The sequence below is a fragment of the Nostoc sp. genome, assembly GCF_036917775.1.
Classification (GTDB): domain Bacteria; phylum Cyanobacteriota; class Cyanobacteriia; order Cyanobacteriales; family Nostocaceae; genus Nostoc.
The window spans coordinates 1-19,094 of sequence record NZ_JBALEQ010000049.1 but is presented as its reverse complement, the minus strand read 5'-3'; the positions used below and the strand labels follow the sequence as shown (position 1 = coordinate 19,094).

17 protein-coding genes and 5 pseudogenes are annotated in these 19,094 nt (G+C 40.8%); 14 read left to right on the top strand and 8 right to left on the bottom strand.

What is annotated here, in order from left to right; genetic code table 11:
- Positions 1-60: 60 nt before the first annotated feature.
- The 4 genes and pseudogenes from V7K69_RS07645 to V7K69_RS07630 all read right to left on the bottom strand — a co-directional run bounded on the left by V7K69_RS07645 (position 61) and on the right by V7K69_RS07630 (position 3,848).
- Positions 61-867 (bottom strand): annotated as a pseudogene (locus V7K69_RS07645) (MFS transporter).
- Between the two features lie 204 nt (positions 868-1,071).
- Positions 1,072-2,127, bottom strand: a complete 1,056-nt coding sequence (locus V7K69_RS07640; RefSeq protein ID WP_335032911.1) for an aliphatic sulfonate ABC transporter substrate-binding protein — start codon at positions 2,125-2,127, stop codon at positions 1,072-1,074.
- A gap of 298 nt (positions 2,128-2,425) precedes the next feature.
- Positions 2,426-3,388, bottom strand: a complete 963-nt coding sequence (locus tag V7K69_RS07635; protein WP_335032909.1) for a TauD/TfdA dioxygenase family protein — start codon at positions 3,386-3,388, stop codon at positions 2,426-2,428.
- A 205-nt stretch (positions 3,389-3,593) separates the two neighbouring features.
- On the bottom strand, positions 3,594-3,848 hold the full coding sequence (locus V7K69_RS07630; protein ID WP_335032906.1) for a hypothetical protein: 255 nt from the start codon (positions 3,846-3,848) through the stop codon (positions 3,594-3,596).
- Positions 3,849-4,373: 525 nt separating this feature from the next.
- Here V7K69_RS07630 and V7K69_RS07625 point away from each other — a divergent pair.
- The 6 genes from V7K69_RS07625 (at position 4,374) to V7K69_RS07600 (ending at position 9,886) form a co-directional block, all read left to right on the top strand.
- Positions 4,374-5,432: a sulfonate ABC transporter substrate-binding protein gene (locus tag V7K69_RS07625; protein WP_335032904.1), complete on the top strand. Its 1,059-nt coding sequence runs from the start codon at positions 4,374-4,376 to the stop codon at positions 5,430-5,432.
- 26 nt (positions 5,433-5,458) lie between these two features.
- Complete coding sequence (locus V7K69_RS07620) at positions 5,459-7,168, top strand: fumarate reductase/succinate dehydrogenase flavoprotein subunit (protein WP_335032902.1); 1,710 nt, start codon at positions 5,459-5,461, stop codon at positions 7,166-7,168.
- A gap of 13 nt (positions 7,169-7,181) precedes the next feature.
- Positions 7,182-7,754, top strand: coding sequence for a pyridoxine 5'-phosphate synthase (locus tag V7K69_RS07615; protein WP_335032900.1), 573 nt, complete (start codon positions 7,182-7,184; stop codon positions 7,752-7,754).
- Between the two features lie 124 nt (positions 7,755-7,878).
- Positions 7,879-8,106 (top strand): 4Fe-4S dicluster domain-containing protein, encoded by a 228-nt coding sequence (locus V7K69_RS07610; protein WP_073621348.1) that lies wholly within the window; start codon positions 7,879-7,881, stop codon positions 8,104-8,106.
- A 36-nt stretch (positions 8,107-8,142) separates the two neighbouring features.
- Positions 8,143-9,105 carry a HEAT repeat domain-containing protein gene (locus V7K69_RS07605; RefSeq protein ID WP_335032889.1) on the top strand — a complete coding sequence of 321 codons (963 nt, stop codon included), beginning with the start codon at positions 8,143-8,145 and terminating at the stop codon, positions 9,103-9,105.
- Between the two features lie 19 nt (positions 9,106-9,124).
- Complete coding sequence (locus V7K69_RS07600; protein ID WP_335032887.1) at positions 9,125-9,886, top strand: DUF4058 family protein; 762 nt, start codon at positions 9,125-9,127, stop codon at positions 9,884-9,886.
- A 53-nt stretch (positions 9,887-9,939) separates the two neighbouring features.
- Here V7K69_RS07600 and V7K69_RS07595 read toward each other — a convergent pair whose 3' ends face one another.
- Positions 9,940-10,452, bottom strand: a complete 513-nt coding sequence (locus V7K69_RS07595; RefSeq protein ID WP_335032885.1) for a 2'-5' RNA ligase family protein — start codon at positions 10,450-10,452, stop codon at positions 9,940-9,942.
- A gap of 118 nt (positions 10,453-10,570) precedes the next feature.
- Here V7K69_RS07595 and V7K69_RS07590 point away from each other — a divergent pair, with 118 nt between their 5' ends.
- A complete protein-coding gene (locus V7K69_RS07590; RefSeq protein ID WP_335032882.1) occupies positions 10,571-11,572 on the top strand; it encodes an Mrp/NBP35 family ATP-binding protein in 1,002 nt (333 codons plus the stop codon).
- 41 nt (positions 11,573-11,613) lie between these two features.
- Here V7K69_RS07590 and V7K69_RS07585 read toward each other — a convergent pair.
- From V7K69_RS07585 to V7K69_RS07575, 3 genes and pseudogenes are all read right to left on the bottom strand, one after another.
- A pseudogene (locus tag V7K69_RS07585) lies at positions 11,614-12,015 on the bottom strand (TauD/TfdA dioxygenase family protein); the annotation flags it as partial.
- Positions 12,016-12,143: 128 nt separating this feature from the next.
- Positions 12,144-12,503, bottom strand: a pseudogene (locus V7K69_RS07580) (hypothetical protein); the annotation flags it as partial.
- Between the two features lie 77 nt (positions 12,504-12,580).
- Positions 12,581-13,465: an NAD(P)-dependent oxidoreductase gene (locus V7K69_RS07575; RefSeq protein ID WP_335032878.1), complete on the bottom strand. Its 885-nt coding sequence runs from the start codon at positions 13,463-13,465 to the stop codon at positions 12,581-12,583.
- Positions 13,466-13,618: 153 nt separating this feature from the next.
- On the opposite strand from V7K69_RS07575, the gene V7K69_RS07570 reads away from it, so the two are divergent.
- The 7 genes and pseudogenes from V7K69_RS07570 to V7K69_RS07540 all read left to right on the top strand — a co-directional run.
- Positions 13,619-14,398 carry a hypothetical protein gene (locus tag V7K69_RS07570; RefSeq protein ID WP_335032876.1) on the top strand — a complete coding sequence of 260 codons (780 nt, stop codon included), beginning with the start codon at positions 13,619-13,621 and terminating at the stop codon, positions 14,396-14,398.
- A 139-nt stretch (positions 14,399-14,537) separates the two neighbouring features.
- The gene (pyrE, locus tag V7K69_RS07565; protein WP_335032874.1) at positions 14,538-15,089 is read left to right on the top strand and encodes an orotate phosphoribosyltransferase; all 552 of its coding nucleotides are present in this window, start codon (positions 14,538-14,540) and stop codon (positions 15,087-15,089) included.
- Positions 15,090-15,140: 51 nt separating this feature from the next.
- Positions 15,141-15,944: pseudogene (locus V7K69_RS07560) on the top strand (O-methyltransferase).
- A 60-nt stretch (positions 15,945-16,004) separates the two neighbouring features.
- Complete coding sequence (locus tag V7K69_RS07555; protein WP_335032872.1) at positions 16,005-17,405, top strand: amidase; 1,401 nt, start codon at positions 16,005-16,007, stop codon at positions 17,403-17,405.
- A 45-nt stretch (positions 17,406-17,450) separates the two neighbouring features.
- Positions 17,451-17,606, top strand: a complete 156-nt coding sequence (locus tag V7K69_RS07550; protein WP_335032870.1) for a hypothetical protein — start codon at positions 17,451-17,453, stop codon at positions 17,604-17,606.
- A gap of 197 nt (positions 17,607-17,803) precedes the next feature.
- Positions 17,804-18,463, top strand: coding sequence for a DUF1003 domain-containing protein (locus V7K69_RS07545; RefSeq protein ID WP_335032868.1), 660 nt, complete (start codon positions 17,804-17,806; stop codon positions 18,461-18,463).
- A 329-nt stretch (positions 18,464-18,792) separates the two neighbouring features.
- A pseudogene (locus V7K69_RS07540) lies at positions 18,793-18,999 on the top strand (cadmium resistance transporter); the annotation flags it as partial.
- Positions 19,000-19,094: the final 95 nt, after the last annotated feature.

Below are 19,094 nucleotides of genomic sequence, written 5' to 3'. Positions count from 1 at the left end.
AAGGTAACTACAGTACACAACGTGTTAAATTTGACTCTAATCGCTCTGGCTAAGTTTTCGTTACATAGTTATAAACTTTCCTGCCCACCTACTTACACCTCTCGCCAGTATTAATAAAATTGCTCTAATCGGCTGGAACTTGGAGACATATTCAAAGCCCTCCCGCAATTTTTGCAAAGTATCGCTCAGGCTCGTAAGAGTTTGCATGGATCGGACTTTTAGCCGCATCGCTAGCAGGGTAAAGATGGCAGGGATATAGCTGAGAGTATCGTAGAGAAAACAATATTTCACCCCTAGCGTCGCAATCAAAATCCTGCCCATAGCAGGCCCCAATACCAGCGAGGAACTTAACATCACTGAATTCAAAGCGATGCCTTCGGCGGGCTACGCCAACGCATTACTCCAATCAGCGCGATCGCCTACGGTTTCAGTGACGATTGTATGACGCACGGGCATATCTAATCCCTTCAGCAAACCATTGAGAACACTCAGTACCAATAGGATGGGAAATGTAATCCAATTGGTAAAGGTAAGAATCGTTAAGGACAGGGAAACGCTAATTCCCAATATCTGCACCAGCATTAACAAATCACGACGACTCCAGCGATCGGACAATACGCCGGAAAAGGGAATCACTAATAACGTCGGTAAAAATTGTACAAAACCTGCAACTCCCAACAACCATGCCGATTTAGTCAAATCGTATACCAGCCAAGGAATAGTTAACTGCTGGGTCATAAATGTCCCAGACATTGAGAGTAACTGTCCCCCAAAAAACAGGCGAAAATTACGCCAGCGAAAGGCGGGTAAATGCTGGTAAATGATATTACTAATGCGATCGCCTAGTTGTCTGCTCCAAATTTTCATTAGCGAAATTATACTGTGTCATACTAAATTTTAGGTTATCTAATATTTAGTTTCACTAATAATTTTCGGATAATTGCGTAGTTTCCCGCACTTCTCTACGAGACGCTGCGCGAACGGCAAGGCTCAGTGACCACCGCAGGTCTTACCCTGAGCCTGTCGAAGGGCATCGCGTCTGGTTTTGTACCAAGCTTGTTGATTCACACGTTAAGCCCTATTTCTAACGGCATCCGGTGTAATCGCTGCATACTGTTGGGCAGTTAAGGTTGCTCCTTTAACATCGACTTGTTTTGGCACAAGTTTCAGTTCATATAGAAGATCCGCAACCTTTTGTTGAGCGCTAATCACTTCCTCAGTAATTGGTTTCATGTCATATTTTCTTCTCGTCAGCGTCAACTCCATAGTATCAACATCAGTCTTGACCTTCGGTGCGAGGATTTCGGCAGCAGCCCGCCTGTTTTTGTTTGCCCACTGCCCAACTTCGTAGTACTCGGACAAAATTGCTTTTAAGAGTTCAGCATTATTAATTGCAAAATCTCGTGAAGCTAGGTAATAACTTCCTGGTGTCTTAATTCCTTGCGCGTCTCGTAAGACCCGAATAATGCCTTCCCGTTGCAGCTTGATCAGACTAGGGTCGCCTTCTACAAAGGCATCAACCGTCTTGTTCAAAAATGCTGCTCGGCCATCTGCAATAGGTAGATTCACTGATTCAATATCACTAAGTTTTAGCCCTATATCTTCAAACGCTTTCGCCACAAAATATGTCTGAGCTGTCCCTCTAGAATAAGCAACTTTTTTACCTTTAAGACCTGCCAATGTTTGGATTGGAGAATCCTTTAGCACAACAATTGCGGAACCTTCTCCAGTACCTGGCGGCATATTAACTACATAAATCAGATTGGTACCAGCTGCCTGAGCAAAAATAGGTGGCGTTTCACCGGTTGGTCCCATGTCGATACTACCCACATTTAAGGCTTCTAAGAGAGGTGGCCCGGACACAAATTGAGACCAAGTAACACCTATTCCTTGAGGAGCTAAACGTTTTTCAATTACGCCTTTTTCATGAGTTAGATCCCCTGAAACTTGGTAGCCAAGCCGAACAACTTTAGTACTACTACTGCCTTTAATATTAGTATTACTGGCACTACTATTACCGATAGTGGTCTTGTTTGTACCACAACTGGCTAAAGTCGTAAAAGAAACTAATCCATAGAAAGCGTAGAGTAAATCACGTCTGGATATCGAATATTTGCCAATTTGCACTTTTTTCATAATCGGTCACTTGATATTAAGGTTGATACATTTAGGCAAAAATTTAGGCAGTATTATACTATCTTTCTTTTCTCTCTAAAAAGATGTTTGAAAGTTTTTTAAATAGAAAAGGGAGATACTTTTAGAGTCTCCTTAAAAAGAATGATTTAGACTTTCATTTTCTCCTTAAAAAGCTCCGTTCTATATACAGTTACATGCTCTTAAAAAGATATTATTACTGCCTTATTCCCCCTTTTTTAGGGGGAATAAGGCTGTCTCTCCTAGACAAGAAAGCTAAAAGAACTCAGGTTTACGAAAGCACTGGTTGTGGTTCCTTAGACTCAGCTTTCTGCTTGAAGACAGTTGGTATTTCCGCGTTGAACACCTCACCTTGAACCACTTGAGAGCGGAAACCATCAACTCCAACTGGAACATCACCAGTAATGGTGGTGCGATATAAGAGACGCTCGACATCCAAATGATCTAAATCTTGAGGAGCTAAATGCACAGTGGCGCGATTATCCCAGAATGCGATATCACCATTGTTCCAACGGAAACGGGTGGTGTAAGCAGGTTTAGTAATTTGGTTGAAGAACAACTCAAGTAACAGTTTGCTCTCTTGCGGTGACACGTCAATAATGTGCGAGGTAAAGCCAGGGTTAACGAACAACGCACGTTCGCCAGTCTCAGGATGAACCCTGACTACTGGGTGAATTGAGACTAATGGATTAACAGCAATGCGCTCGTCGAATTTGCCGTTGCGGGGCTGATACCCGCCCCCATTAAAGCGATGTTCAGCTTTTAACGTGTCTGCTAGCGCCCGTAGGGGTGCCGAGAGTCCCTCATAAGCCGCAACTAGATTACTCCACTGAGTGTCACCACCGAAGCTGGGAACATTAACCGCGCGTAAAATTGATCCTGCTGGTGGGTTAACAGCTGCCGTTACGTCTGTATGCCAAGGGCCACCAGTGCGAAAACCGTACTGCTTCTCATAAAGCTTACGATCTACGGGTTTGATCTGTGGGAATCCCGGTACTGGTTCAGGCTCTCCGAGTGGATGCGCGAAAGTTACTTCACCGAAACGAGATGTGAACTCAACCTGAGCAGCATGATCGATGTTCTGACCACGAAAGAACACAACTTTCCATTTCAATAACGCTTTACGGATTTCTTGGACTTGCTCGTCAGAAAGAGAACGGGAAAGGTCTACACTACTGATTTCGGCACCGATGAAACCAGCAACTTGTTTAACTTCTATATGTTTGTAGCCCATGTAGATTCTCCAAAGTTTGGATCTGTAGGATGGTGTTCACACTCGCCTGTTTCCTTTGGAATTTTGCCAATATAGCGATCGCAATATTCCTGTGCTGGGAGTAGAACTGAGAATATTGTACATTATTTCGATAGATTTACCGTAGTATGCAATGCTATTTAACAATTTTCTGTGTTTGGGGCTAAATGAGCAATCATACAGAAACTTACGCTAAGGCTGTAATCCTTACTGAATAAGCATTCTGCAAATCGATATTTTTCACAATTCTCGATGTACCAATTAACCTATAGATTATTTGGTGCAACAATTTAAGATGGCACAGTAAGAGTTTGAAGCCCATAAATTTCAGAGACTTCAATTGGTACAGTTTTATTCCTAGCGATCGCCTACGGCGGGCGGGTACGCCATCGCAGTATTGAAAGTGGCTCATCAAGTCCAAGCGCGTAAGTTTCGGTATCACTGCTCATTTCACCCCTGTTTTTGCAGCTAGGATCTTCCGAATTGAGACACTGATGCCCAACTGTTGGAGAGGCTACGCCCAAAGCATAGTTATACCGAAGGCTTTATGAGTCGTGAAGCGTAAAGCCCCCGCACTTCATCCGGGGGATATAAGCGAACAAGCTGAATTTATTCAGTTGTGATATGGGGCAAGAATTAACCAAGGGGTTTAAACATTAATCATTCCAAAGACCTTGAAACTTGGTAGATGCAAGTTCGGTGTAACGAAGAGTATGCTGAATATTTTTATGCCCCACAGAACTCTGAATTGTTCGGGTATCAATAACTCGATTCGCCAGATAATAACCTGTCCATACCGAAGCATATAGCCATGGACAGGTAAAGATAAGCTCGTTCAACAATACCCACGATCGCAATTTTTGGAGCTTGCATTTGCAGCTTATCTATGTGAATATTCTATGAGCAAAATACGGTAAATTGCCCGAATTATCGTAGTACTTATATTGCTTGTAGTTTAAATGCACTTATGTTTACCAAGTATTTACCAAATCCACTGATGAAGATTGTCAGCAGCCTTCTTCAAAATTATGAAATATCTAGAATTGGCATATTTGCCTTATTCTTTACCTGCGGGTTAAGTTTGACTCTTGTGATATCTGCGTGTTCTGCCAACAATACAGGTAACTCTGTAGCAACACAGACAGCAAATCAAGGTGTGGTAGTTCGTATCGGCTATCAAAAAGCGGCAACTATTCTCAGCGCTCTCAAAAACCGAGGCAATTTAGCGCAAACTTTAACGGCTACTGGTGCTTCGGTGAAATGGGCAGAATTTCCCGCCGGCCCACCGATGCTAGAAGCAATGAACGCAGGTAGTATTGACTTTGGCTATACAGGTGAATCACCACCAATATTTGCCCAAGCCGGAGGTACTCCCTTGGTTTATGTTGCTTACGATCCTTGGAGTCCCAAAGCTGAGGCAATTATTGTACCGAAAGATTCACCAATTAAAACGGTTGCTGACCTTAAAGGGAAAAAAGTAGCCTTTGCTAAAGGCTCGAACAGTAACTATCTTGTTGTCAAAGCTGTAGAAGCTGCCGGATTAAAGTATAGTGACATTCAACCAGCACATCTAACACCAGCAGATGCCCGTGCTGCATTTACTGGTGGTAATGTTGATGCTTGGGCAATTTGGGACCCTTACCTAGCAGCAGTTGAACACGACACAAAGGTTAGAAAATTAACAGATGCAACAAATTTAGCGCCGAATCGGGGTTACTATCTTGCGCGTCAAGAGTTTGTTAAATCTCACCCCGATTTGTTGAAAACCCTGTTAGATGAAGTAAGCATTGTAGATAAATGGGCAACAAATAATCCACAAGAAGTTGCCAAATTTTTAGAACCAGAGTTAGGTATTCCCGCAGCAGCATTAGAAATTGCCGAAAAACGACGAAAGTATGGTGTTTTACCGCTAACAGATGAAGTAATCACTCAGCAACAAAACATTGCCGATACTTTTTACAAAATCAAGCTAGTTCCTAAGCAAATCCAAGTCAAAGATATTGTTTGGAACAGTAATAAATCTTAGAAGTCCCTCCCTACTCGCAAAAGCTTATGGACATCAACACCCAACAAATAAAAACTGATGTACTTGTCATTGGTGGCGGTACAGCCGGGACAATGGCTGGAATCAAAGCCAAACAAGCCAATCCTGATGCAGAGGTACTGATTTTAGAAAAAGCTAACATCCGACGGAGTGGTGCGATCGCAATGGGTATGGATGGGGTGAATACCGCAGTTATTCCCGGACATTCCACCCCAGAACAATACGTCCGCGAAGTCACCCTAGCCAACGATGGTATTCTCAACCAAAAAGCCGTATATCAAACAGGCAAATTAGGTTACGAAGTTATCCAAGAATTAGAAAGTTGGGGTGTGAAATTTCAAAAAGATGCCCAAGGCAACTATGACTTAAAACAAGTGCATCGTGTGGGTAAATATGTCTTACCCATGCCAGAAGGTAAAGACCTCAAAACCATTCTTACCCGCCAAGTCAAACGCCACAAAGTCAAAGTGACAAATCGCGTCATGGCAACCCGCATCTTAGTCAAAGAAGGACGTGCTATTGGTGCAGTAGGATTTGATGTCAGAAACGGTAATTATATTATCATTCAAGCTAAAGCCGTTATCTTATGTACAGGTGCTTGTGGCAGATTAGGATTACCTGCTTCCGGCTATCTCTACGGCACTTATGAAAATCCCACCAATGCCGGAGATGGCTATTCAATGGCTTATCATGCAGGTGCAGAACTCAGCAATATTGAATGCTTTCAAATTAATCCTTTGATTAAAGATTACAACGGCCCCGCCTGTGCTTATGTTGCTGGGCCTTTTGGGGCACATACAGCCAACGCCGAAGGAAATCGCTTCATTAGTTGTGACTATTGGAGTGGTCAAATGATGTTGGAAATCTGGAAAGAATTAAATTCTGGGAAAGGGCCAGTCCAATTGAAAATGACCCATCTTGATGAAGATACAATTGCAGAAATTGAATCCATACTTTGGGCAAATGAACGACCAAGTAGAGAACGCTTTCATCAAGGTAGAAATGAAGATTACCGCACTCACGGCGTAGAGATGCACATCTCAGAAATTGGCTTATGTAGCGGTCATAGTGCTTCTGGCGTATGGGTAAATGAAAATGCTCAAACAACCATTCCAGGTTTATATGCAGCCGGAGATATGGCTAGCGTTCCCCATAATTACATGATTGGGGCATTTGTTTTCGGTCGCATAGCGGGAACTGATGCCATTGAATATATAAAAAATATAGATTTTTTAGAACCAGATACAAATTTTTTAGAAGCTGAAAAAGCTAGAATATATACACCTTTAACTCGTCCAAATGGTGTACCTCATACCCAGGTAGAATATAAATTAAGACGCTTAGTTAATGATTATCTACAACCACCAAAATCAGGTAATAAAATCGAGATTGGTTTGAAACATTTTGTTCAATATCAAGAAACATTAGATTTAATGGGCGCTCGTGATCCCCATGAATTAATGCGTTCTATGGAAGTGCATTTTATTAGGGACTGTGCAGAAATGGCAGCCAGAGCATCATTATATCGTCAAGAAACTCGTTGGGGACTTTATCATTATCGCTTAGATTATCCCGAAAAAAATGATGATGAATGGTTCTGTCATGTCAACTTAAAGAAAAATGAATCAGGACAAATGATATTGTTTAAACGTCATGTAGATTCTTATATTGTAGAAGTAGATACAGTTAAAGAATTTTATAATGTGGCTGTGAGGTAATCTATTCAATCTAATGACACATCTCAGTGTTAATCTAAACAAAGTTGCTCTACTTAGAAATTCGCGTAATTTTGGCATACCAAGTGTAATTAAAGCAGCTTATACTTGCATTCAAGCAGGCGCACATGGAATTACAGTTCACCCACGTCCAGATGCACGACATATCAAGTCTGAAGATGTTTATGAATTTGCAAAAATGCTAACTGTTGAGTTCAATATAGAAAGTAATCCATCATCTCAATTTTTAGAAATCATCCGAGATGTCAAGCCAACACAGTGTACTTTAGTTCCTGATGGACCTGATGTATTTACTTCAGACCACGGATGGGATTTGGTTACAAATGGCTTTCGCTTACTAGCAAAATGGATAAAAGGTGCTTATCTTTCGGTTGGTGACATTTGGTTGGCATTAATTTTAGACCAGAAAGTTCGAGAAAGTCCTATACCTGAATATACCCATATTGGTCTGACTGTTTCTATTGAAGATTTTCCTATTCTTAGCCAACGCATTCAGCAATCAGGAGCAAAAAATTGGCAAGACAATAAAAGCGAAGGTGCTTCTTTATATTTCCTTGATCCAAAATGATCATAAACTAGAAATTCATGCTTCTGATTTAAACACCAGAATAAAAAGTGCTAAAGCATCTCCGTGGGAAGGGTTAGAATTTTTCATTTAAAGTTGATTAATTGAATTAGGGAGTAATAAATGTATGGCTTTAACCACACAAAGAATAGATGTTCCTGTCATCGTTGATGAATCTAAATGTTTAGAAAAATGCACAGCTTGTATTGAAGTTTGTCCCCTTGATGTATTAGCAAAAAATCCAGAAACAGGGAAAGCATATATGAAATATGATGAATGCTGGTTTTGTCTCCCTTGTGAAAAAGAATGTCCCACCAATGCAATTACAGTACAAATTCCCTTTTTATTGCGATAGTTTTTCTCTTATCCTCTGTGACTCTGTGGTAAAATAATGAATGATGACCTCAAAAATTGGCTAGAAATGTTGCGATCGCCTGATGTAAATGACCGCTTAGTAGCTGTCAAAACCTTACAACATTTAGGCGATGAAGAAACAGTAGACGCTTTAATTATTGCTTTGAAAGATGAAAATATCGCTGTACAAAAAATAGCCATATCTGCCCTTTGGGAAATTGCCGATCCTGTGGTAATTCCTGCTTTAATTGAATGCTTAACTTCCGCAGATTCAGATATTCGCGCTGAAGCTGCATCAGCATTAAACGAATTGGTGACACCAGATGAGTTGTTACTTTTATTAGATAAGTTACAGATTAATGATGTCAATATACAACTAAATATTTTAGTGCTGTTGCGAAAGATCCATGATATTCAATCATTACCATATATTTTACCCTTTTTAGAATCCAAAAATTCTGAGTTAAGAGAAGCAGCAATTACTACACTTCGATATATAAATCAAATAGAAAAATGTCCACAAGCTTTGGATTTAATTTTTGACCAAGAACCAATAGTCCGTCGTGCTACTGCTTTAACTTTAGGACATCTACAAGATACACAAGTAATTACAATACTTGCTCAAGCGCTTACAAATGATAGTGACTGGCAAGTTCGCCGTAATGCAGCTAAATCTCTGGCTATTCATGAAAATCAGCAATCAACTTCAGCACTAGAAATAGCTTTAGGTGATGAACATTGGCAAGTACGCAAATCAGCAGCACAAGCTTTACAAAGAATACCAGATATTCAAGTTATGCCGAGATTAATTCAAGCATTAACAGATGAATATGCAGATGTCCGCAAAGAGGCTGCGATCGCACTTGGTAATTTAGCTCATCCTGATGTTATTAACCCACTGCAACAAGCCTTAGATGATCCTGACAAAGAAGTGTCCATCCAAGCGCAACGGGCAATTCAGAAGATTCAAAGAGATAGAATAGTCTCAATTGAGCAGTAAATCACTAAGGGAAAGCGTAATGAAAAATCCATTTCCTGGAATGAACCCGTATTTGGAACAGCCTGAACATTGGCATCAAGTTCACAATCGTTTAATTGTAGCGATCGCTGATGACCTGACTCCTCAAATCGCCCCTAAATACCGAGTTTCCATTGAAGAGCGAGTTTACACTAGCGTAGATGATATCTTACTCGTAGGAATTGCTGATGTAGCAGTTGCCAAACGTAACATTACAGATAACAGTATAACTTTGACTGCTGCAAAACTTTCTGAACCCAGTAAAGTGAAAGTTCCTATACCTGAACAGATAACTGAGCGATTTTTAGAGGTGCGAGCAACTCCAACCAAAGAAGTAGTTGCTGTGATTGAAATACTTTCCCCCAAAAATAAACGCTCCAAAGAAGGTAGAGCAGCTTATGAGAGCAAACGAAACAAAATTTTGGCTTCTGCAACCAATTTAGTAGAAATCGACCTCTTGAGGCAAGGTGAGCCAATGCCTATTTTTGGAGCGACAACTACAGATTATAGTATTTTGGTCAGTCGTAGCTACAACAGACCTGATGCAGATTTATATACTTTCGATCTAAAAAACCCAATTCCTGTTTTTCCTGTACCTTTGCGTGAGGAAGAACCTGAACCTATAGTTGACTTGCAAAGGTTATTAAACGAAGTTTACGAACGTGCTAGATTTGACTTGGCCATTGATTATTCACAACCTTTAAAGATAGTGCAATCAACCGAAGAAAAAGCTTGGGTGAGAGAAGTTTTGCAGAGGTTCTAAATCAGAGCGATCATTCTTGGTAACTTAGTAATGCCAACCCGATCAAAAATTTGCTAATTTCGCAATACAAATTCTTTACTCCAAATTATTGACCTCTGCTCATCAGCAATATTTATTAGGTGGACTTTATCGACAAAAAAATTATAATTTAAATCTAATTGCTGTGCTTCTTCTAAAACCTGCAAAAATTGAGCTATATTTTTTGTAAATCTTCCTAACGTTAAATGTGGAATAAATGGTAAATTATCTCTGCAATATTTAGCTAATATACCTGTGTATAATTCATTGTGTAATTCTATCATATTTACCTTTCCTTCTTCAACTATTAAAAACAGATATTCATCCCATGATTTTTGCAATCCTTTGAGACAAATAGGAAATGCTTTCCATTTACTCAAGATATTATCAATATGAAGAATGAGATTGTTTTCATTAATAGACTCGATTATGGGAAATACAAGTGTAATATGTGGTTCTATTAAATAAACTTGTGGATCATATTTCTGCCTTATTTGATTGATATTCTCTGTGTTAATATTGGGGTAATGTACGATTGCGTAAGACATATTGATAAATTATTAAAACTTATACAGCAGATTTCAACTTCTCTACTTCGCATAGCGTGTCACAAACAGAGACTACGCTAACGGAGGTACAGGAATACCCTTTTAACATCAAGAAGATATGACTACAGCCCATCAGCAAGAAGTCGTCCAATTACTCAAACAGGTTATCGAGCCTACCTTAAATAATGACATCGTTAGTTTGGGAATGGTACGAAACTTACGCATAGTTGATGATTATATTTATTTACGTTTATATATTGGTTCTCATCAGCACCAATTACAGCCAGAAATTCAATCTAAATTATCATCTTTATCTTGGTGTAAAAAAACTTATATTCAAATTTGTACAATTCCTGGTGTTAAAACAACTCTAGGCATCTCTAGTGGTAAAGGTGGTGTGGGCAAATCCACAACAGCCGTTAATATAGCCGCAGCTTTAAAATTACAAGGTGCAAAAGTAGGATTATTAGATGCTGATGTCTATGGACCCAATATTCCCCAGATGTTGGGTTTAGGAAAAACTGATATTCAAGTGATTAATACTCCCACAGGTGATAAGTTTTTACCTTTAGAAGTTCAGGGAATAAAAATAATTTCAATGGGTTTACTTGCAGAAGCAAATCGTCCTTTGGCATGGCGAGGGCCTGTACTGCATAAAATTATCACGCAATTTTTGCAAGATGTGGAATGGGGTGAATTAGATTATTTATTGATAGATTTACCCCCAGGTACAGGTGATGCTCAAATTACAATTATCCAAGAAAGCCCAATTTGTGGAGTCATTTTAGTGACAACTCCTCAACAAGTGGCTGTTGCAGATGTACGACGTAATATATATATGTTTCGCCAAGTGGGTGTTCCTGTCCTTGGCATCATTGAAAATATGAGTTATTTAATTTGCGGTGATTGTGGTTTACGCACACCGATTTTTGGTAGTGGTGGCGGCGAACAACTGGCCGCAGAATTACTTGCGCCTTTGTTGGGACAAATTCCCATTGATCCCCGCATTTGTAGCGGTGGAGATACTGGAAATCCGATCGCAATTAGTGAACAAGCTTCCCCAGCCAGTGAGGTTTTTAGAAAAATTGCAATATTACTTAATACAACTTTTAAAAACTAGGCTGCGTAGATATTTCACAGCCTAGTTTAAAACTATCTAGCTTACGCCAGCACTGGTTGGGCTTCTAGTTTCTCAGCTTTCTGCTTGAGGACAGTCGGTAATTCACTGGTTAACGGCTCACCTTCAACCACTTGTGAACGGAAACCATCAGGCCCAACTGGAACATCACCTGTGATGGTAGTGCGATAGAGTACGCGCTCAACTTCTATATGATCCAAATCTTGTGGGGCTAAATGCGAGGTGGCGCGGTTGTCCCAAAATGCGATATCACCATTGTTCCAACGGAAGCGGGTGGTGTAAACAGGTTTAGTGATTTGATTGAAGAACAACTCAAGTAATAGTTCGCTTTCTTGGGGTGACACGTCCAGAATGTGGGAAGTGAAGCCAGGATTGACGAACAATGCACGTTCACCTGTCTCTGGATGAACCCGCACGACTGGGCTAGAGTGGTAAAACTCGCTAGATTAGATTTTTCATGATTGAAATAGGCGTAAATAGGTAAACCAAAATTTTCAATAATAACGAATTTACTACGTTTAAGTTTTTGCTCTAGCTAGTTTTGCCACGCTAGAATATTATACTGGGCTAACTCTTTAGAAATTCCTCGCGTGAAGTTCAATAAAGCAGCATTAGTTGTACCGCCTGGGAGGAAAGATGGACGAGGCGTGCGTCCTGCACCACTCATGAAAGCTTGCATGATCCGTTCCTCAAATTCAGTAGCAAAGTTCTCTGGTGGAGATTTGCCAAGCAAATTTTTAACTATTTCTAAACAACGGGTCGTTGATGTGCCAACAAAAATATCGAACACATCTTCTAAAGTTAGAAATAGTCCTATTTCCTTGAGCATTTCCAACAAAATAGTATTTGCGATGCGCTCACTATCTATCAAAACACCATCACAATCAAAAATAACTAAATTAAATTGGTTCATGAATTTACTAAAAATTCAAAGTCCACAACAGCACGAATTTTACTCATCTTGACCAAACCTGAATTAATTTACAAGCTTTAGTTTGGTGCAGTTTCGTCGGAAAGAATAGTAATGATATCTCTCAATGGGCGATCGCGTTCGCACTCTTCTGGTGTTTCCTTACCCAAAGAAGTATCTTTCACCAAGCGGTAAACATCAGCTGCGCCGTAAAAAATCTGCTCAGTTAGACCTAACTCTTTAAAGGTTTCGGCAATCTCTTCCATTTCCCCTATCCAACGATGTGCTTTTGGTGTCATGGATGGAATAGAATGGGTGAGAATAGCAGCAAGTTCTGGTTGGCTACTAGATACTTCATTCCATAGTTGCTCATCCAAGCCTAAGCGATGGGCAGCAATTAATAATTCTGTACTAATTGCTGTCAGTCCTTTTGTCAGGGCAGCGTAAGACATTTTCAATCCAGAAGCCTGACCAATTTCATCACCAATTACTCGGATATCCAATCCATAATTCTGCAATTGTTGCAATTCACCGGCCTGTTTTCCTGACGCATAGATGCGAGTGCGGCCCGGAACTCTAGGAGGTGGGCCAATGATGGAAGCATCTACAAAAGTTGCCCCAGATGATTCAATCAGTTGGGCAATACGTTTTACTTTTTGGGGTGCAACTGCATTGCAATCAACGTACAGAATTTGTTTCCTCACATTGCCTATAACCTCAGCTACTTGCCTTGCTGCTTCTGTTGCGGCGGCTGGGACTAGAACTGATAGCACTACATCAGATTCAATTACTAGTTCTGTAAGAGAACCGACATCTTGGATGTTGCCTGCGGCGGCTAATTGCCGAGTTCTAGGACTGCGATCGTTTAGGGCGGCAATGGTTTTCAATCCATTTTGATTGAGAACGGCTGCGATCGCCTGTCCCATGTCACCCGGACTTAAAATACCAACAGTTTGGATTTGCATGGAAAGCTTGATTGTTACCTGTATTCAGCTTTTGATTAATTCGCTGATTTTGGTGATTGAGTTATGAGATAAGCTACGGTAAGTTGATACAATTACCGTAATCAGTCTAAGTACGAACCTACCATACATCATTCTCTAGAAGCAAGCTATTTAATGACTCAAAAAGCAGAATTATCTCAATTTGCCCACGAGCGAATTAAACGAGTAGTATACAACAACGCTGTTTGGTGCGATACGGTTTGTCGAGTACATGGGCTACCTGGAGAATTTAAGGATGTACTATGGGTCAACCGACATGAAACACCTCGCTTTTATCCAAACGTCGTCACGCTAGTAGGAGCAGAGGCATCTGCAACCCAGTTGGAATGGATTCAAAATCTTCTGGAGGCAGGTATCAGCGGAAATTGGGGAGTTAAGGACAGTTTTTGCACACTTAACCTTGTACAAGAAGGATTTGCAGTATTATTTGAAGCGCAGTGGCTCTATCGGTCAGCATTGCTGCCAAAAGCAGATAAAAGGATTGCAGATGTGCGTTGGCTCAAGATAGATAAAGCACCTGCGCTCATGGAATGGGAGACAGCATGGGCTGGCCACTCGGCAGACGAGGTATGTGAAAAGCAACCGCAAATATTTATGCCTGGTCTGCTAGTAAATGAAAATATTACCATGCTAGCTGCATATAAGAGCCACAGGATTATCGCAGGTGCGATCGCTTTTCGCAATTATGATGTCATAGGGCTAACAAACGTGTTTCTACCTACAGATGATACAGAAAATTTTCTAGCCGATTGTATTTTTCTAGTTATGGACTTGTTTGAGGGTTTACCAATTGTTGGCTATGCGGCAGGTCAGAGAATTGCTCTATTACAGGCACAGGGTTTCGAGTCAATTGGTTCTTTAAGAGTTTGGAGAAGAGAAAGGGAGCTTTGGTGATTTCGTGATGCTAGAGTCACTGTTATGGGTAAAGTGATTGTTTTATCCTTATTATTTATTGCAAATTTCTACTTAATTTATTTTCCCACCCAAATTTGAGTTGATGATGTATTAAAGTCTCTAAAGGAAGGTTGAATACATGGAAGCTTTTCAAGAAGAAGTTGAAGGCGAAATAGTTAAAAGCGAAATAGCAAAACAAATTTATGCAGTTTCACATTTGGCTGGGTCTTTTAAACTCCGTTCTGGACGAATATCAAACGAATACTTTGATAAGTATCAGTTCGAGGCAGATCCAATTCTACTTAATGCTATTGTTAAGCAAATGCTTACTCTTATTCCAAGCGATATCAAAGTACTTGCAGGTCTGGAACTTGGTGGCATTTCGATAGTGACACTCTTATCACACTACTCTGGTTTACCTACTGCTTTTGTAAGAAAAGAAGCGAAAAAATATGGAACTTCCCGATTAGCTGAAGGTGTACAGATTAATAATCAGAAGGTGCTGATTGTAGAAGATGTAGTAACTTCTGGTGGTCAAATCATTATCTCAGCCAATCAATTGCGTCAACTTAGCGCTCAAATTGATTACGTACTCTGCGTTATTGACCGCGAGGAAGGTGCTGTTGATAAACTCTTAGCGGAAGGTATTACACTGCTTTCTCTGCTTAAGCGGAGTGATTTTCCTAATTAAGATTTAGGTCATATCAAAAGTGCTGTTGTTACTGTTACCAAAAGAGGAGTTATGACTCAAGATTTATGGACAGAAGTTGATCGTTATATCACTGATTTACTTGTGCCTGCCGATTCCCTAATGGATGAGGCGCTTCAGGCTAGTGATGCAGCTGGTTTACCACCACATAATGTTTCGCAGAACCAAGGTAAACTGCTCATGCTATTAGCCTTAATCCATAAAGCACGCACTATTTTGGAGATTGGTACATTAGGGGGCTACAGTACAATTTGGTTAGCCAGAGCATTGCCTGCTGACGGTCATTTGATCACCCTAGAGTCAAATTTTAAGCACGCCGAAGTTGCCTGCGAGAATATAAACCGCACTGGTCTGGCTCATCTTGTCGAGGTGCGTGTTGGTCAGGCAATAGAGACACTGCCGCAACTGGCTAAGAGCTTGTCATGTAACAACCTTGCCTCTTTTGAGCTAGAAATGCCTTCTCAGTAAGCTTTCTAGATAATAAATTGTAAAAGTTGTTTCTTGACAGGCTCTAAGGAGCGATACAATCCATTTGACCTAATTTTCATTGGCGCAGACAAGCCAAGCAATCCAGAATACTTCGCGTGGGCGTTAAAGCTTTCCCGGCGGGGTAGCCTGATTATCGCTGATAACGTTGTACGCAATGGATCTGTAATTGAGGCAAACAGCGATGATCCCAGTGTTCAAGGAATACGTCGTTTTAATGAGTCACTCGCACATGAACCGCGTGTGAGTGCAACCGCAATTCAGACTGTGGGTAGCAAAGGCTATGACGGTTTTGCGATAGCGAAGCGCTGCTGTGAAGCGCAGATCGCACTTGTGACATCTGACAATTAGCAACCTTCTCCAAACTCCTCAACTAAGCCGTAGTTTCAATAAATCTATTCAAACCGAAATATGTCAGACATTGCTGATTTTTCTGCTTCTCAACTGTTATCGCTATATCGCGATCGCCAGTTATCACCAGTTGCAGCAACCAAAGCTGCCCTAGAACGGATCAATACTTACAATAACTCAGTTAACGCCTTTGTGATCGTAGATGAAAACACTGCTCTGGCTGAAGCCCAAGCCTCAGAAATGCGTTGGCTAAATGGAAATCCCCGTGGCTTAGTGGATGGTATACCTTTTACCGTCAAGGATTTACTATTAACCAAGGGTTTACCAACGTGCCGAGGGAGTAAAGCGATAATCTGCCATCAGCCTTGGGAAGAAAATGCACCTGCGGTGGCTCGTCTGCGGGAACAAGGAGCAGTTTTATTAGGAAAAACCACAACCTCTGAATTTGGTTGGAAGGGTGTCACCGACAGTCCACTGACTGGTATCACCCGCAATCCTTGGAATACAGATTTGACTCCCGGAGGAAGTAGCGGTGGTGCTGCTGTTGCTGCTGCATTGGGCATGGGAACACTGCATCTCGCTACAGATGGTGGTGGATCGTCAAGAACACCGGCGGCATTAACAGGTGTGTTTGGTTTAAAACCGACTTTTGGACGTGTTTCTGGCTACCCATCAGCCCATACTGGATCATTGTTTCATATTGGCGTTTTGGTTCGTACCGTCACTGATGCCGCACTCACATTAAATGTCATCGCCCATTCTGATGTGCGTGATTGGTATGCTTTACCAGATGAAAAACAAGACTATACTTCTGATTTAGACAAGGGTGTAGCCGGATTGAGAATTGCTTACAGTCCCAACTTTGGCTATGCTGAGGTTGATGCAGAAGTGGCTGCTTTAGTTAAAGCCGCAGTTGATGTTTTTGTTAAACTCGGTGCGATTGTCGAAGAAGTCGATCCAGGTTTTGTGAATCCTCGCCCTATTTTTCAAACATTTTGGCAAGCTGGTGCAGCTAAGTTATTGCGTGGCTTTAGTCCAGAACAACAAGCTGTAATTAAAGAAGGTTTGCAAGCTACAGCCAAAGAAGGCGATCGCCTCACCTTAGTAGAATATCTCAGCGCCCAAGATGCCCGTGAAGCATTGGGACAGGAAATGCAAAGATTTCATCAAAACTATGACTTATTACTTACTCCCACCTTACCGATAGTTGCTTTTCCTGTTGGACAAAATCGGCCTCAATCATCTATTGATCATCAGCACCGAGATTGGACACCTTTTACATATCCTTTTAACCTTACAAAACAACCTGCTGCATCTTTGCCTTGTGGCTTCACCAAAAACGGTTTGCCTGTTGGTATACAAATTGTCGCTGCAAAATATAAAGATTTACTGGTATTGCAAGCAGCTAAAGCTTATGAAAGTGTTTTTCCTTTCATCATGCCGTTAGGAGCAAGTCATTGAGGCGAACAGCGTAGATATTTGGGAACTAACGCGAGCGTGACTGTCATGACTGAGCCAAGCACAAGCCCTTGTTTCGTAATTTTGGGGTTGGCAATCATCACCAGTTGTGCAGGTGTAGCACGCACTTCTCTACGTTCGCGCAGCGTGTCGCAGACAGATGCTCTTGCTAGCTTGCTTCCCCGGAGAGGTACGACAAGCTAGCTACTTGGGCTGCGCTCAGTACAAGCCAGTGACCATCGTAAACATCGCTAGGATTTTTCCTCGCCTTCAAATATTCTCACAAGCAATTACTTTTATTTATCGTTTTAACAAAAAAGAATATTTGCTTCTATCGGCGGGAAAGCTTAATTTTAAAGTATCAAGCCAAACACATACTGAATTAACTAAACAGGTGTAGCATGAATACGAGCAAAAAAATATTGTCAAATAGCGTTGATGTACAAGCACTTCAAAACACTCAAGTTGCACAGAAAGCTCCAGACGCGTCGATAGAACAATTAACGCGAGGACAACAGCTTGCTGATAAATTAGCAAACCATGTAGGCTCTTGGAAATTTCTGATTTGCCAAAGTACCATTTTGGCGGGATGGGTGGGAATGAACTTGACACCAGGAGTTCCCCACTGGGATAATTCACCGTTTATCATGCTCAACTTAGTGTTTTCATTTGCTTCAGCCTACACAGCGCCAATTGTATTGATGAGTCAGAATCGCCAGTCTGAGACTGACCGCAGAAGTACCGAAATCGACCATCAAGTGAATCTTAAAGCAAGTCAAAATATTGAACTATTACATCATAAATTGGATGAATTACACTCTCAAAGGCTTAACGAACTAACTCAAATTATCAAAGAGCAGCAACAAATTATCAATGAGATTAAAGTAACTTTAGTACATAGTCCGAAAGAGAATAAAGAAGCTAAAGTAGCTCTATTACCAGGCTTGCATATTCAAACTAATAGCAAATTTCCTAAACAACCTTCTAGCAATAAATCTTTTACAGTTGCTGAAGCAGTTGGAGACAATAACAAAGCTGTTGAAAAACTGACTCGTCACTAAGAATCAGCCATCAATGCTTTTTTGATTAGCAGATAGATAAGAGGCTGTGTTTTGCTTGACTCGATACACTTGTAGGTTAAACCCTAGAATATATGACGCTAAGTCAAAGCCGTTTTTAAAGTTTATTGAAAACAAAGAATGTTTGCTTTGAATTAGGAAGTTCACAAAGTAAATTTAGTTTGTACTTCATTGCTAGTAGACACTGCTTACCAATTGGATTGGAGATACTAGATTTACACGTTTCGTTAAATAGCAATTTTTCATACATTTCCAGACATCAACGAACACTAATAAAAATATTATCAGCAATAAAATTGAACGGAGAGAAAATGAGCGAGCTTATTACGGCTATCCCTACAGGAATCACAGCTTTTATAGCTACAAATCTAGATGATTTAGTTATCCTCACACTGTTATTCTCCCAGGCAAATGCCACTTTTCGCCATCAGCATATCATAATTGGTCAGTATCTAGGCTTCTGTACTCTGGTTATTGCCAGCCTAGTGGGTTTTTTAGGAGGGTTGATATTACCATCCTATTAGACATCTCCGAAAACAGTTAAAGCCCTTGTGTGGCTAGGCTGTAGCCCGTAAATGCAATCATCTTAAATTAGTTACTCTGTACGATAAAA